Below are 15,983 nucleotides of genomic sequence, written 5' to 3' on the forward strand. Positions count from 1 at the left end.
GCCACGTACCATGAGCGTTATGGCGAGGGAAACATCCGAGAACCCCGGGCGACTGAAGCAGATCCGCCTGGCGTACACCATGACCAAGAAGGTCGATACCAAGATCGGCCTGATCATCGCCGGCGTCGGCCTGCTGACCTTCGGCGTGTTCCTCGCCATCGGCTTCGCGATCGAGCATCCCGTCTACCTGGGCATCCTGGGCTTCATCGTGGCCGTGCTGGCCATGGCGATCGTCTTCGGACGCCGGGCCGAGCGCGCCGCGTTCGGGCAGATGGAGGGGCAGCCGGGCGCCGTCGCGGCGGTGCTGGACAACATCCGGCGCGGCTGGAGCTCCAGCACCACCCCGGTCGCGGTCACCCGTAACCAGGACGCGGTCTACCGCGCCGTGGGCCGGGCCGGCATCGCGCTGATCGGCGAGGGCAACCCGAACCGGGTCCGCCAGCTGCTGGCCTCCGAGAAGAAGAAGATGGCCCGTGTGGTCGGCGACGTGCCGGTGCACGACATCGTGGTGGGCAACGGCGAGGGCGAGATCCCGCTGAAGAAGCTCCAGATCCACCTGATGCGCCTGCCCCGCGCCATCACCGCGGCCCAGGTCACCGAGACCAACGACCGCCTGCGCGCGCTGGGCGACCTGCTCTCCAAGGCGCCGATCCCCAAGGGTCCGATGCCGAAGGGCGCCCGGATGCCCAAGGGCGGCCAGGCCCGCTGATCCTCCCCCTCCCCTGACGACACAGAACGGCCCCGCCGCGGAAGCTCCGCGGCGGGGCCGTTCGGCGTTCTCGGGGGACGGCGCTAGATCCGGACCTCGACCGTGCCGACCGCCTTGTCGTGCAGGCCCCGGGTGTCCCGGTCCCAGACCAGCGGCGGCACCACCAGGCAGAGCAGCAGGGTGCGCAGCAGGACCTGCGGGATGGTCGCGCGGCCGCCGTCCAGGCGGATCACCCGGAGGCCGAACAGCCGCTTGCCGACCGTGGTGCCGGTGGTGGACAGCAGCAGGGCCGCCACCAGGAAGTACAGCGGGCTGGTCCACAGGTTGGCCTCGCCCTGGTCGCCGCGGGCGAGCAGCCCGTAGGAGATCAGGGAGACCAGCCAGCCGTCCACGAACAGGGCGCCGATCCGTCGACCGGGGCCGGCGATCGAGCCGGGGCCCTCCTTGGGCAGCCCGAGGCGTTCGCCGCGGTAGCCGAAGTCGGTACCCATCTTCTCGGCGGCGGCCCTGGGGCCGTCGATCCACGATCCCAACGCTTCTCTGGTGTCCACGAATCCACAGTAACCGGGCTGACGGCGTGCGCCGCCACCGCCTCCCCCGCGTCCCGGGCACCACCCCCCGACCGGGTGAACCGACGTTCCGGAGGTTTCCACGCGGTCTAGACCACTTCCGGGAGGCTGCCCAGGTGGGCGAGGTGATTTGTACCGCCCCATGCGCCTTTGCCGCCCACCCGGCGCCCGTGGTTAACATCTAGGAAACGAACAGGTCACCGACTGGAAACGACCCATTCCTATGGTGAGCCCAATTTCGCACACCGAGTTCAGCCGAGTTCGCGCACCGAGGAGGATGGATGTTCAACAACGCCGCCGAAGTGAAGCAGTTCATCCAGGACAACGACGTGAAGTTCATCGACGTCCGCTTCTGTGACCTGCCGGGCGTCCTGCAGCACTTCTCCGTCCCCGCGGCGACCTTCGACCCGTCCGAGATCCTGATGTTCGACGGCTCATCGATCCGCGGTTTCCAAGCCATCCACGAGTCCGACATGGCCCTGGTGCCGGACCTCGCCACGGCCCGCCTCGACCCCTTCCGGGCCGAGAAGCACCTCAACATCAACTTCTTCATCCAGGACCCGGTCACCGGCGAGGCCTACAGCCGCGACCCCCGCAACGTCGCCAAGAAGGCCGAGGCCTACCTGGCCTCCTCCGGCATCGCCGACACCGCGTACTTCGGCCCCGAGGCCGAGTTCTACGTCTTCGACTCGGTGCGCTTCGAGACCAGCGCCAACGCGTCCTTCTACCACATCGACTCCGAGGCCGGCGCCTGGAACAGCGGCGCCGCCGAGGGCGACGTGCGCGGCTACAAGGTCAAGTACAAGGGCGGCTACTTCCCCGTCCCCCCGGTGGACCACTTCGCCGACCTGCGCGCCGAGATGTCCCTGGAACTCGGCCGGGCCGGACTGGAGGTCGAGCGCCAGCACCACGAGGTCGGCACGGCCGGCCAGGCCGAGATCAACTACAAGTTCAACACCCTGCTGCACGCCGCCGACGACCTGATGCTGTTCAAATACATCATCAAGAACGTCGCCTGGCGCAACGGCAAGACCGCCACCTTCATGCCCAAGCCGATCTTCGGAGACAACGGCTCCGGCATGCACGTCCACCAATCCCTGTGGACCGGGGGCTCCCCGCTCTTCTACGACGAACAGGGCTACGCCGGCCTCTCCGACACCGCCCGCTACTACATCGGCGGCCTCCTGCGGCACGCCCCCTCGCTGCTGGCCTTCACCAACCCCTCGGTGAACTCCTACCACCGCCTCGTCCCCGGCTTCGAGGCCCCGGTCAACCTGGTCTACTCCCAGCGCAACCGCTCCGCCGCCATCCGCATCCCGATCACCGGCTCCAACGCCAAGGCCAAGCGCATCGAGTTCCGCGCCCCGGACCCGTCCTCCAACCCCTACCTGGCCTTCTCCGCCATGCTGATGGCCGGCCTCGACGGCATCCGCAACAAGATCGAGCCGCTGGAGCCCGTCGACAAGGACCTCTACGAGCTGGCCCCCGAGGACCACGCCAACGTCCCCCAGGTCCCCTCCTCCCTCCCCGCCGTCCTGGAAGCCCTCGAAGCCGACCACGAATACCTCCTCGCCGGCAACGTCTTCACCCCCGACCTCATCGAAACCTGGATCGACTTCAAGCGCACCAACGAGATCGCCCCCATCGCCCTCCGCCCCCACCCCCACGAGTTCGAGCTCTACTACGACCTGTAGGAACCTCGCCGTCGAACGCCAGAAGCCCCGTTGAAGTCGACTTCAACGGGGCTTCTGAAGAAATGCAGCCTTGATGTCTGCAGATCCAACGATCTTACTGCGAGTTTAGAATCCTATCGCGCCCTGCCCGGAAGATCTCAATTGCCCTGGCATCATGCTCCATGAACTCCTCCCAGAATCCTGGCACACCCCAGGCGGCCGGGCCGATCACTATTGACCCGTCCCACTCCAGGCGGAAACTCCATGATAGATGAGGCTCCGGATCCACCATTTCGAATAGCCGAGAGTCGAAGATCGGCGGAAGTTCCCCTTCATGGAACTCAATCCTGAAATAATTTGGGCCATCGGCCTGGCAGAAGATCTCCAGAACCGTGTACTCGACGCCTGGGCGCAGATCGCCAGACCCTTGTCGAATTCGCTGGTCAAGTCCCTCCGGGTCTGTGAGCCGAACCCTCACTTCGAACCCCTTCGATTCAGGACCACCTTATAGTCATAGTCATACATGATCTCTCCCGTCACAGAGTTCCTGTAGAAATGCACCTGGTAGTCACCATACGGGCTCTGGTGCGTGCCAGTACTCCACTTCCCCCACTGCTCCGCTCCACCTCTGGCTGCGAAGCGCTCCTGAAGCTCCTTGTTACCCATAACACTCCCCGGCATAGCCATCCTGGAAGCGTTGATCGCATCCTGCGTCAGCCGCCCGTCAGCAGTGAACGGGGAACTCGCAGACTCGGCTCGCAGCTGACCGGCAAGCTTCTGCGCCTCGGCCGATCCGGATATAAAGTTGCCAAATTCATCGCAATTACTGTTGTGCACCAGGACCGGTGTGGCGCCGGCCAGCACATAGTATGTGTGAAGGTCTGCGACCGTCAGGTTGTGGGCAACCTGGGGCTGCGTAGTGTACGTGCGGGCCGAAACGACAACGAGTGACCCGTGGTCGGCGGTGAACAGGCGGTGGCCCGGCTGAAGGTCTTCGGCCAGAATCCACTGGCGGTCCGTGTCATCCCAGTAGGGGTGCTGAGCGGTGGATACCAGTCGGATGGAGGCGCTTGAGGAGCCCTCCTCGCCAACTGCCGACAGCGTCAGTTCCGTGAACTGAGTGTCGTCCGGGGTGACGATCTTGTCGGTGACTTCCTTTCCTGCTGCCTGACCGGTTTGCGGATCAGCCGCCGCAACAGTGTCACCGACCCCGATTTCCCCGATCGGCTTGGTGGTCCCGTCGGCCATCAGCACTAGCGTGTCAGGGGGGAAGCTGTTGCAGCTGGGTTTTCCACCCGACTTCTTCGCGGCATTTGCGGCGTTCTTGGCCGCGACACCCTTTCCGACCGGCGAACTGGCGAAGGATCCCCTTCCTTGGCCGACGATCTCAATGTTCTCAAGCTGCCAGCTGAAGAGCTTCTTCCAGAGCTGCTCGTAAGTGTCGGAGTGAAGGCAGGCATTGTCCGAGAAGCAGGCGTTGACCGCAGCCGCCACGTACTGGTGGTAGTCCTCCTTCTCGTTGTTCTTGAGTCCGAATGTCTCCTTTCGCTTCCTGATGGTCTCCGTAATGTCCTTCTGGAGCTTCTTGAAGTTGGGTGCACCGGTGATGCCGATGCCTCCGGGGAGTACGGCGTCCTTGGTCGAACTGATGTCGACCTGCCAGGCGCCGGAGGAGTCCTGGTGCCACTCCTCCGTCAGGATGTGGCCATCGGTCGTCTGGCACTGGCCGAAGCCGCCGCAGGTGCCATCGGGGTGGAGTCCGCTCGGGTCGGAGAGGTTGACGGGGTTGTTGTTGCTGTAGGCGTAGCCGTTGATCTGCTGCGGGTCGGTGAGGTCGAGGAGCGGGTCCACCGAGATGAAGCGGCCGTTGGCCGCGTCGTACTCGCGGGCTCCGAGGTGGGTGAGGCCGGTGGTGGCGTCGTTGGTGCCGCCGACGAAGCCCCGTTCGGTGGGCCATGAGGCCGGTTTCTTGCCCCGCGGGGTGCCGAAGGCCGTGGTGTCGCCTCGGGTGTATGCCGGGCTGTCGGCGCTGATCGTGAGTTGGGCGGTTCCCTGCCGGTCGGGGATGAGGTAGTTGAGGCTGCCGTCGGAGGACTTGACGATGGTGATGGCACCGGCGTTGATGTAGCGGGTACCGGTGACCTTCTTGGCTGCCTTGTCGAGCTTGAGCTCCTGACCGCCACCCAGGTAGAGGGTCACCGAGTCGGGCTCGCGGCGCAGGAGGCGGTTGCCGTCGGCGTCGTAGAGGAAGGTCGTGCTCTTGCCCGCGGTGGTGGACTTGGCGAGGTGGCCCTCGATGTCCCATTCGAGGGTCTGGTCGCCGTCGGCGGTGACGCGGCGGACGGTGTTGCCGACCTCGTCGTAGCTGAAGGTGTCGGTCCGGGCGCCGGTGCCGGTGATGTCGACCCGGGACAGGGCGTGCGGTCGGGCGCCTCCGGGGGCGGGGTAGGTGGAGGAACGCTGGGTCTGGTCGCTCTGCTGGTTCTCCGTGGTCTGGGTGAGCTGTGTCCAGGCGGTCCAACTGGCGTCGGTGAAGGCCCGCTTGGTGTAGTTGAGGGTTCCGCCGGCGGCCGTGATGAGCTTCAGGTCGCCGCCGGAGCTGACGACCGAGGCCGAGACGGGCTGGTTGAGCTGACCCACGACCTGGCTGACGTTGCCCCAGGGCTGCCAGTTGCTGTCAGGCCTGCGGACGGTGTGCCAGATGGTTCCGTCGGCGATGGTGACGACTTCGAGGCCGGCACCGGTCGCCGTGGCGGCGAGGTTGGTGGGCGAGTTGAGCGCCCCGGTCATGCTGTAGACATCGCCCCACTTCTGCCAGTTGCCTGTGGGGAAGCGGACGGTGTGCCAGAGCTTGCCGCCCGCGAGCACCATGACCTCAAGACCGGTGCTCGTGGCCGCGCTGGTGACACGGGTGGCACCGGCGAGGTTGCCGGCTTCGCCGTAGACGTTGCCCCAGGCTCCCCACTCGCCGGTGGGCTTGCGCAGGGTGTGCTTGAGCACGCCGTCGGAGAAGGTGAGGACCTCCAGCCCGGAGGCGGTGGCGGACAGGGACAGCTGGCTGGGGTTGGCGATGGGACCGGCGGCGCCGGTGACGTCACCCCAGGGCTGCCAGGTGCCGTCCGCCATGCGCCGGGTGTGCCAGACCTTGCCCCCGGCGATGGCCATGATCTGCAGGGTGTTGTCGGACCAGACCGCCGCGACGTGCTCGACCGCGGCGGGCAGCGCACCGGCCTTGGTCGTGGTGTGCAGGTTCTCGTAGTTGCGCCAGGTCCCGTTGGCACGCTGCTGCGCCAGGTAGACCTGGCCGCCGGAGATCGCGACCGAGGAGGTCTGGCCGTCACCGGCGATGGCGACCGAGGTCACCTTGGTGGTGTCCATCAGCGGGCCGGGGGCGGCGCCGCTGGTGCGGTTGGTCGCCTGGGTGCGGTTGCCGGCCGCGTCGTAGGTGTAGCTGGTCCAGTACGGGTCCGCTCCGCCCACGAACGGGCCGTTGGCCGAGTCCGGCTGGGCCACGCAGTTGTCCGTCGCCGACCATGCGTTGGTCAGACGCTGAACGAAGTCGTACGTGTAGCACTGGGTGTCCGTGACAGTGGTGTCGTCGCGGACATCATGGACGCCGGTGATGTTGCCGACGGGGTTGTAGGTGTAGGTCTTCTCGTCGAGCTTCTGCGGAGTGCCGTTCTCCCGGTCGGTCCGCGCGAGCGCCAGGCGCCGGGTGGCGTTCTCGTAGACGAAGGTCTGGGCGACTCTGGAACCGGTGTTGCCGACCGAGGTCTGCCCGAGCTCTCCGTACTCCGTGTATTCGTTGCCGCTGGAGTACGGGCGGCTGCCGGTGACCGTGGTGGGCAGGCCCAGCGGGGTGTACTCCTGGTGGACGCTCTCCGCGGCCAGTCCACCGCCGGCCGGGTACGTGGTGGTGTCGACCAGGCCGGTGTCGGGTGTGTAGGTCTGGGAGGTGGTGTAGGTGCCTGCCAGGAGCTCCTCACTGTCCGGGATGGTGACGGTGGTTCCGGTGGGCCGGGCCGCGCCGTCGAATCCGGTGACGGCGGTGGTGAAGGCCTTGCCGTTCTCGAAGCGGGTGCTTCCGGTGGCCAGGCCATTGCTGCCGGGCAGCGTGTCGTAGGCCCACTCGGCCAGCTTCGTGCCGGTGGTGGAGCCGTCGTACATCGCCGTCTTGCGACGGAGGATGTCGTAGGTGTAGGCGAGCGTCTTGCCCCGGCCGTCGGTGACGGTGGCGAGGGTGCTGTCGGCGTTGTAGGTGCTGGTGGTGGTGCCCTTGTCCGGGTCGACCGCCTTGGTCTGGCGGCCGAGCAGGTCGTACTCCCAGCTCCAGGCGTTGCCCGCGGCGTCGGTGAACCGGGTGAGCTTGCCGGCCGGGTCGTAGGAGTACTTCAGCGTCTCGTACGCCGAGGCGGATGCGCCGTAATCCGGGCTTCCGCTCTTGTAGTGCCGTACCTCGGAGGGGCGCCCGTGCGCGTCGGTGATCGTCAGCGTCGGCGTGCCGCCCAGGGGCGGGGTGGTCGCGCTCCAGTTCACGCCGTAGCGGGTGGTGGTGCGCCACTTCTCGACGTTCTCGGACTTGAAGATGCTCGCGGTCGGCCGGTCGAGCCCGTCGAACTCGGTCTCCGTCTGGGACGGGACCTGGTTGTCCAGGCCGATCCACAGCGCCGCTTCCGGAGCCCCCTGGGCGTGGTACGCGGCATTGGCGCGGTAGACCCGGCTGTGGCTGTCGTAGAAGCTGTCGGTGATGTTGCGGCCACCATCAGCGCCGTACGCCTCCTCCTGGACCTGACGTGGCCGCAGGAGACCGTCGTACAGCGAGATGCTGGTGCGGTAACCGCCGCCTTCGAGAAGGGTCTTGGTGGTGACGGCGGGCTGCTTGCCCGGCTCGATGGTGTAGGTGTACTTCGCGCTGGGCGAGGCGCTCTTGTCCCGGCCCGGGTTCCACACCGCCGTGGTGCGGCCGAGGGCGTCGTAATCGGCGTAGGTGGTGCGGTTGTTGGCGTCCACGACCTTCACCGGGAGGGCGCGCAGGCCGTCGTACGTGGTGGTGCTCGTGAACTTCTTGGGGCTCGTGGACTGGACGACCGTCGCCTGGCTGCCGCTCGCCGGGGTGTAGGAAGTCGTCGTCTCCGCGTTGTTGACGTCCTTGGCGGAGGTCACCCGGCCGTACTGGTCGTACGAGGTGGTGGTGGCCGTCAGGAAGTGCGGGGTGCTGCCGTCGTAGCGGTCCAGGGCCTCCACCGAAGTGGCGTAGCCCTTGCCCGGTTCCGGAGCCTTCCCCACCGGCCGGCCGTCGTAGGCCGTGCGGGTCTCGCTGGTGACGGTGGCCGGTGTGGCGTCCGTCGAGCAGAGTGTGCTGCTGGTCTGGACGGACTGCGGGTAGGAGATCAGCCAGTTGGCGGTGTCCGGGGCGACGTAGGTGGTGCGGGTGCACTGCTCGTCACCGGTGACATTCGTGTCGCCTTCGTCCGAGACGGTCTTGATCTGACCGTAGTCGTCGAACGTCGTGCTCGAACGCACCGTGCGGGCCGTGCTGCCGTCCGGCTGGAAGGCCTTCGTGGTCACGCTCTCGGTGCGGATCATCGTGGCGACCAGCGGCGGCAGGGCCGCGGCCTCGGGTCGACCGGATTCACCCGGTGGGGTCGATGTGGGCTTGCCGTCCTTGCTCGGCAGTGCCTTCACCGCACGGGTCGCGGTTCCTCGGGTCCACGGGTTCTTGACGGTGCTGGTGAGCGGTTTGCCACCGTCACGGTCGTAGGCGATGGTCTCGCGGACGTAGCCGGCGAGCTCGTTGCTGTCCTTGACACCCTGGACGGGGTTGGCCGGCCTCGGCTGGCCGTTGGCGAGGGTGTCGCCGTCCATTCCGAGGAAGTAGCGGGTCTCCGTCAGGCTCTTGTCCGAAGCACCGACACGGGTGAGGACTCGGGGAGCACCGCGGAAGTCGTTCCAGGTGCGCTGCTTGTCCGGGGTGAACTCGGAGTTGTCGCGGCGCCAGGCAAAGCCATCGGGGTACTCATAGGTCGTGACCTTGTCCGGAGAACCGGATCCGGCCACCAGGTCGTGCTCGGTGACCTTCTCCACGAGGTACTTGTGGAACCAGTCGAGGACCGGGTCGACCGCGCCCTCGGGGGTCCACCAGGACGGGTAGCAGCGCCTGGTGTTGCTGTCCGGGGTGGGCAGGGCGCCCGCGACGCAGTCGATGTCCGTGTACTTGATGTCGGTGTTGGAACCGGTCTCGGAGGTGATCCGGTTGACCCGGTACCGGTTCATCGGCGGACGGCCCTCGGCCGAGTCGACCCGGTTCGGGCGCAGGTCCCCGCCGAAGACCACGGGCTGGAGCGTCTGCTGGGTGGAACCGGCCTTGGCGGTACGGGTGATGGTCTTCAGCCACAGGGCCCGGCCGCCGCTGTCGCCGGTGGCGGGGAAGTCCTGGTCCAGGCTCCAGGAGTCGACGTCCTTGTAGCTGCCGTCGCCCTGAAGGGCCTGGGTGCCGATGCCCGTCAGCCGCTTCTTGGACCAGAAGGTCGGGGAACCGTTGCGGCAGTCCTGGCCCTTGTCGCAGGACTGGTCGACCGGGGTGTCGTACCAGTTGGCGGCATTGGCCTTGGTGAAGGAGCAGTCCGCCGCCACACACCGGTCGGCGGTGGAGAAGGTGACCTTGCCCGCGGGCGAGGCGCTGTAGACCTGGCCGGCCCGATGGCCGTACTCGATGTGGTTCAGCGTGGAGGCACGGGTGTAGCCGGCGTCGGCCTTGGGGGTTCCCGTGGTGGTTGCGCCGATGTTCTTGGTGTAGGCGTTCTTCTCCTGGTCGTAGAAGTACGCGATCGCGTTGCCGTGCGGGTCGACGACGTAGTCCAGCTGCCAGCGCCAGGCCCGGTCTCGCACCGAGTCCTTGAACGCCGGGGCGTATCCGGGCTCGCCGGGGTGGTTGCCGAACACGGGCACGGTCAGGGCCGAGCCGGTCTCGGGCTTGCCGGCGCTCCATCCGGGCAGGCGGTTCTTGCCGAAGAAGTACTGGGCACCGTCGGTCGTGGTGACCTTCCAGTACTCGTTGTCGGTGTCACCGTTCGCGGTGTCCGTGGCGTTGCCGTTGAGCTTCTCCACCCGCGAGCCGTCGTCGTTCGACAGCTTCCACGTACCCGTGGCATCGTCACGCACCAGCGCCGAGGCGTTGCCGTTGAGCGAGATGGAGGCGTTGTCGGACTTCCAGCACAGGTCGCCGCTGGTGTCGGGGGCATTGCTGCCCGCGCCCTTGTCGCCCGCGCACGAGGTGTAACTGCGCTCGACGTAGCCGGGGTTGTACTCCCAGCCGTCGCCGATCCAGGAGGACTGGTTGTTGGTGGTCGCGGTACGTCCGTCGATCGCCGCGGACGAGTAGCCGAGGGCGACCTTGGGCGCCAGGTCACCGGGCACCGGCGGCAGGGCAATCGGGTAGAACCAGCTGAAGGAACCGGTGTTGCCACCCACCGACCAGCTGCCGGACGGTGCCAGTGAGGTTGCCTTGTAGTCGCCCTCCGGCCCCGACGCCCCGGCTGTGGCGGCCAGTACGGTCGCACCGGCGGCCGACACCTCGGAAACCTGGGTGAAGGACGCCTTCACCGCGCCGCCGCCCGCCTGGCCGACGGCCGGGGTGACCGCGACGTCGGCCGTCAGCGTGCCGGCCTTGGTGTCGTTCGAGGCCGCCAACGGGGTGGCCGTACGGCACTGCGGCTGATCCGGCGTCGTCAGCGCGCACGCCGGCAGCTGGACGAAGGTCAGGCGGGAGCCCCAGTCGGCCCCGAACGACTCGCGGAAGGCCTTGTAGTCCAGCTGGACCCGGGCCTTGTCCGGAGCGGCGCTGCCCGCCACCGGCTCGACGTCGACCAGGACACCGTCGAGACCCACGGAGGCCGCGGCGGCACGGTCGGACAGGCCCACCCGGACCTTGGGCTGCTCGCCCGATGCCGGACTCGCCCCGACCGAGGTGACGGTCAGCGGCAGACCGGAGGCCTTCGCCTGAGCGGACGGCTGCTTCGCCGACGCCGGTGGCAGGGCGACCTCGGCCTTCCCCGGCTTGGGCCAGGCCGCGGCCGGAGGCGCGGTCGGGAGCTGGGCCGCCTTCGGGTCACGGCGTTCCGCCTCGACCTTGGAGAGCGGAACGGACTTGGCGTGCTGGACCGGCGGCAGCTTGAACTCATGGTCGGCCGCTACCGCGATGGCCGGAATCTGTACGGCGGCGGCGATCAGAGCCGCCGCGGCCATGGGCGCGACTTTACGGAGCACAGGGCGTGTTATTGCCTCGGAGCGACGCCTTCGCGCGCCGGGCGAGGCGCCCATGTCGGATGGATACATCCGTTTTCATCCTCTTGATTGTGTTGTGCGGGTGCGATCGCACCCGGCGGGACGCTACCAAGGGCTCCCAACACCAAGAGTTTTGAAGGGCCATCACGCGCCTTGCCCAAGGCCCTTTATCTCTCTTCGGTAACTCCTTTACGCACTCAGCGATACTTCTTCGCATCGACACCACGCCACAAAGGGCGGCTTTGTCTCACAAAGTCCCTCCGCCCTACTCACGCTCCGCACTCCGTGATCACGATGTGGTATCCGATTCCGGACCCATAACAGGAACCGGACGCCCCACCCCCTGCCGGAACGCCATCGCCCGCTTGCATGATGGGGGCGCCCGCGAACCAGACAGAAAGCGACGGGGATGCACCATCACAACGCCCATCGAATAGGGCGAACGACCCGGAAGTCGGCGGCCGCGCTGATAGCGGCGGCCGCCGTCGGAATCGCGGCGTTGGGGCCGATTCCGGCCCGCGCTGACGCCGGAGGCCCCTCCACTGCTCCTCAGGCGAACTCCCCTGAACAGAAAGCGTCTTTGAAGGCTCATCAGACCGGCATTCCGGTCGAGGTAGCGGACCGCCAGGACGAGACGACCGAGCTCGTGGCGAACCCGGACGGCAGCTTCACCCTGCGCCGGCACGCGAGGCCGGTCCGCGCCAAGGTCGCCGGGCAGTGGCAGTCGGCCGATGCCACCCTGGAGCGGCGTGGCGACGGCAGCATCGCCCCGAAGGCCTCCGTCTTCCCGATGACGTTCTCCGCCGGCGGCAGCGCTCCGCTGGCGACGATGCAGAAGGACGGCAAGTCCCTCGCCATCACCTGGCCGACGCCGCTGCCGCAGCCCGAACTGAGCGGCAGCACGGCCCTGTACCGCGAGGTGATGCCCGGCGTGGACCTGAAGGTCCTCGCCGAGGCGGACGGTTTCGCCCATCAACTGGTCGTCAAGACGCGCGAGGCCGCCGACGATCCCCGTCTGGCCCGGATCAGCTACGGACTGAAGACCGCGGGTATCACCCTCACCTCCGGTCAGGACGGCCGGATAGCCGGGACCGACGGAACCGGCAACACGGTCTTCACGGCGGAGGCCCCGCGGATGTGGGACTCCCACGCCCCGGCCGAAGCCTCCCGACAGCCCGCCGCCGCGCCCTCGTCGATGGCCAAGAACGCACCGGCGGCGCCCGTTCCGTCGAAGCCTGTCGCGCCCGGTCCCGCCGAGCACGCGCCGAAGACCATGGCCACCGAGATCACCACGGACACCCTGCGGCTGACCCCGGACGCCGATCTGCTGCACGGCGCGGACACCGTCTTCCCGGTCGTCATCGACCCGACGTTCACCGACGGCTGGCGCAACCGCTGGGCGGTCGTCTACTCCGCCACGCCCAACGAGGCCTACCCGGACGGGAACGGCTGGCACTCCGACAACCCGGCGGACGAGCCGCGCGTCGGCTACAACGGCAGCGGCAACACCCGCTCCTACTTCGAGATGAACACCAGCGGCCTGGCCGGGGCCAGGATCATGTCGGCGACCTTCCACGCCGAGGAGACCCACTCCTGGACCTGCAACCCGGCCGAAGCGGGCAACACCGAGCTCTGGGCGACCGGCCTCATCAGCGGCACGACACCGACCTGGAACAACCAGGCGCCCTGGATCTGGCAACTGGACGCCAAGGCCTTCGCCCACGGCAACCCCGGCTACTGCCCCGGGACGGAAGGGGTGGACTTCAGCACCGAGAACCTGCGCGCCGTCGTCCAGGGCGCCGCGGACCGGGGCGACGGCAGCGTCACCCTCGGGCTGCGCACCCCGGACAGCTACCTGGGCAACAAGTACAGCTACAAGCGGTTCAAGAACAACCCCTGGCTTGAGGTCACCTACAACCGGCCGCCGGTCCTCCACGACTACGCGGGCTGGGAAGCCCAGTGGACGCCCGGTAGCAGCAGCAACGTCAATGTGCCGTGCATCAGCGATCCCGCGGCCTGGCCCACCATCGGGCGCAACGACCTCGTCATGACCGCCCGGATCTCCGACCCGGACAACGACAGCGAACTGAAGGCCAAGTTCGAGGCGTGGGACCACGACACCGGGCAGTACATCCTGGTCGATCGGGCCTCCGCGCCCAACGGTACGTGGGCCATCATGCCGATCGGCTGGGCCAAGATGCGTGACGGCGGCCGCTACAAGTGGCACGCCCAGGCCGAGGACGGCCTCGACGTCTCGGGCTTCGGCCGTGACTGCGGCTTCAACGTGGACGGCACACCCCCCACCAAGCCGACCGTCACCTCCGCGGACGGCCACCGGCTCGACACTCCCGAGGTGCCCGCCCGCACTCCGCGCACGATCAAGTTCGCCTCCAGCGACCAGTTCGGGCTGAAGGGCTTCTGCTACTCCCTCAACAAGCCGCTGCCCGTGGTCAATCAGGGCTGCGGCGGCACCTGGGTGGACGCCGGCCCGGACGGTACGGCGACCGTGACGGTCACGCCCACCATCTGGCCGACCAACCGGCTCACCGTCCAGGCCGTGGACAAGGGCGGCAACCTCTCCCCCTACGACGGTTCGGACGGCGGCCCCAACTCCAGCACCACGCTGATCACGACCGCCGCCAGCAACTGGGTCCACGACGCCACCGACCCCGCGCTCGTCGGCGACCGGCCCGGCGACCTGACCGGTGACGGGCACGCCGACCTGGTGGCCGCCACCAGCACCGGGGAACTCGTCCTCTACACCGGCCGCGGCGACGGCACCTTCGACCAGCCCCGGACCATCGCCAATCCCGGCTGGTCCGGCGCCCAGATCGTCCACCGGGGCGACTTCACCAGCCAGACCCCGGGCCAGACCAAGGACGGCTACGAGGACTTCCTCGTCAAGCAGGGCACCCGGCTCTACCTCTACCCCGGCACCGGCATGGGCGCTCCCGACGAAGGCAAGCGCACCGAGCTGCTCCACCCCAGCGGAGGCGACTGGTCCGGCACCAGCCAGATCGTCGCTCCTGGCAACATCGACGACATGGCCGGCAACGACCTGATCACCAAGGACGGTGACGCCCTCGTCCTCTACAGCGGCACCGCCGCCGGCCCCCTGGCCGCCGAGACCGGCACCAACAGGCTCAAGCCCGGCACCGTCGTCTCCTCGGCCGGTTGGGCCGACTACGACGTCCTCGCCCCCGGCGACGTCAACGGCGACGGCATCCCCGACCTGCTCGCCCGGCGCAACACCACCGACCCCGCCGACCCCGAGTACGGGCGCATCCGCCTGGTCCTGGGCGCCCGGAACTCCGACGGCCACGGCTACCGGGCCGGCGACCCGGCCGCCGGCGCCGTGTACGCCACCGGCTTCGACCCCCAGCACAAGCCGCTGATCACGACGCCGGGCAACCTGCACGGCAGCGTCGCCGACAGCGGCAAGGGCTACCCGCTCTTCACCCCGACCCCGGGCCAGGCCACCGGTGACGTCCTCGCGATGGCCCCGGCCGACCCCGCGGCCGTGGTGACCCACTACGGCGCCGACGGGAGCGCGCAGACCACCACCTGCCCGACCGGCTGCCTGCTGATGTACCCGGGCACGCCCACCGGGCTCGGGCTGCCGCGCCTGGTCGGCCAGGGCAACCTGCTGCACGTCACCACCGCGCTCGACGGCGGGCAGAGCCTGCGCAGCCCGGCCACGTCCATGACGCGCGCCGCCAACGGCACCCTCGTCGCGGTGAAGGCCAACACCGACGGGAGCCTGTCGGCGACCAACCAGACGACCCCGACGGGCGGCTTCCGCAGCTGGTACGCGCTCAGCGGTCCGGGTGTCCACACCGGGGACCCGGCGCCGATCCTGTCGCCGGCCGCCGGCGGCACCGTGCACATCTTCGCCCGCACCCGCGCCGGGCGGATCGTCGACTACGCCCAGGCCGGCCCCGACGCCGCGTTCAGCCCCTCCGTGGTGATCGGCAGCTCGGCGCCGGTGTTCGCCCAGGACCCCGCCGTCAACCTCACCGCCAACGGCAGCATGATCGTCACCGCCATCGACACGGCGGGCGACCTGTGGGCGACCAACCAGAGCTCGCCCGGAACGCCGTTCGGCACCTGGTACAAGGTCAGCGCCAGCGGCGGTCTCACGGGCCACGCCGCGACCGTGCGCTCCCCCGCGGGAGGCGGCACGCTCAACCTGTTCGCCCGCACGACGAACGGACACATCGGCTACTTCGGCCAGAGCAGCTCCACTTCGGGCTTCAGCGCCGGCGACTACCTCGGCGCCAACTCGCCCGTCTTCGCCGGGGACCCGAGCGTCACCACCAGTGTCAGCGGCGGCATGATCGTGGCCGCCATCGACGTCAACGGTGACGTCTGGGCCATCGACCAGGCCGCGCCCGGAACCGCCTTCCGCTCCTGGTACCGGATCACCCCCGGCGGCGGCACCGGCGGTGCCACCGGCATCGTGCTCTCGGCCGGCGCCGGCGGCACGGTCAACATCGTCGCCCGCACGGCCGACGGGCACATCGCCCTGTTCGGACAGGGCAGCCCGACCAGCGGGTTCAGCAGCGGAACCTACCTCGGCAACCCGAACATGACCTTCGCCGGCGACCCCCGCATCCTGCTCTTCGACAACGGAGCCATGGTCGTCACCACCAGCGACGCCGCAGGCACCACCTGGGCCATCGACCAGCCCGCGCCGGGAGCGTCCTTCCGCTCCTGGTACCAGATCTGACCGGCCGACTCTGTCACGGC

At 68.4% G+C, this 15,983-nt stretch carries 5 protein-coding genes; 3 read left to right on the forward strand and 2 right to left on the reverse strand.

The window, feature by feature from the left end; all coding sequences use genetic code 11:
- Window positions 1–19: 19 nt before the first annotated feature.
- Window positions 20–709 (forward strand): DUF4191 domain-containing protein, encoded by a 690-nt coding sequence (locus QWJ13_RS05535; protein ID WP_316520893.1) that lies wholly within the window; start codon window positions 20–22, stop codon window positions 707–709.
- 83 nt (window positions 710–792) lie between these two features.
- On the opposite strand, the gene QWJ13_RS05540 is transcribed toward QWJ13_RS05535, so the two are convergent.
- Window positions 793–1,260: an RDD family protein gene (locus QWJ13_RS05540; RefSeq protein WP_316520895.1), complete on the reverse strand. Its 468-nt coding sequence runs from the start codon at window positions 1,258–1,260 to the stop codon at window positions 793–795.
- A 299-nt stretch (window positions 1,261–1,559) separates the two neighbouring features.
- Between QWJ13_RS05540 and glnA the strand changes: the two genes are divergently transcribed.
- The gene (glnA, locus tag QWJ13_RS05545; RefSeq protein WP_316520896.1) at window positions 1,560–2,972 is read left to right on the forward strand and encodes a type I glutamate--ammonia ligase; all 1,413 of its coding nucleotides are present in this window, start codon (window positions 1,560–1,562) and stop codon (window positions 2,970–2,972) included.
- 453 nt (window positions 2,973–3,425) lie between these two features.
- Here glnA and QWJ13_RS05550 read toward each other — a convergent pair whose 3' ends face one another.
- Entirely contained in the window at window positions 3,426–11,195 is a 7,770-nt protein-coding gene (locus QWJ13_RS05550) for a polymorphic toxin-type HINT domain-containing protein (protein WP_316520897.1), read from the reverse strand.
- A gap of 619 nt (window positions 11,196–11,814) precedes the next feature.
- Between QWJ13_RS05550 and QWJ13_RS05555 the strand changes: the two genes are divergently transcribed.
- Window positions 11,815–15,963, forward strand: coding sequence for an FG-GAP-like repeat-containing protein (locus QWJ13_RS05555; RefSeq protein WP_316520898.1), 4,149 nt, complete (start codon window positions 11,815–11,817; stop codon window positions 15,961–15,963).
- The last annotated feature ends 20 nt before the right edge of the window (window positions 15,964–15,983 follow it).

The sequence above is a fragment of the Kitasatospora brasiliensis genome, assembly GCF_032654805.1.
Lineage (GTDB): Bacteria > Actinomycetota > Actinomycetes > Streptomycetales > Streptomycetaceae > Kitasatospora > Kitasatospora brasiliensis.

Bases quoted from the DNA above. Each gene is read 5' to 3' on its own strand.
- QWJ13_RS05535 (WP_316520893.1), top strand. From the start codon at position 20: ATGGCGAGGGAAACATCCGAGAACCCCGGGCGACTGAAGCAGATCCGC.
- glnA (WP_316520896.1), top strand. From the start codon at position 1,560: ATGTTCAACAACGCCGCCGAAGTGAAGCAGTTCATCCAGGACAACGAC.
- QWJ13_RS05550 (WP_316520897.1), bottom strand. From the start codon at position 11,195: ATGGCCGCGGCGGCTCTGATCGCCGCCGCCGTACAGATTCCGGCCATC.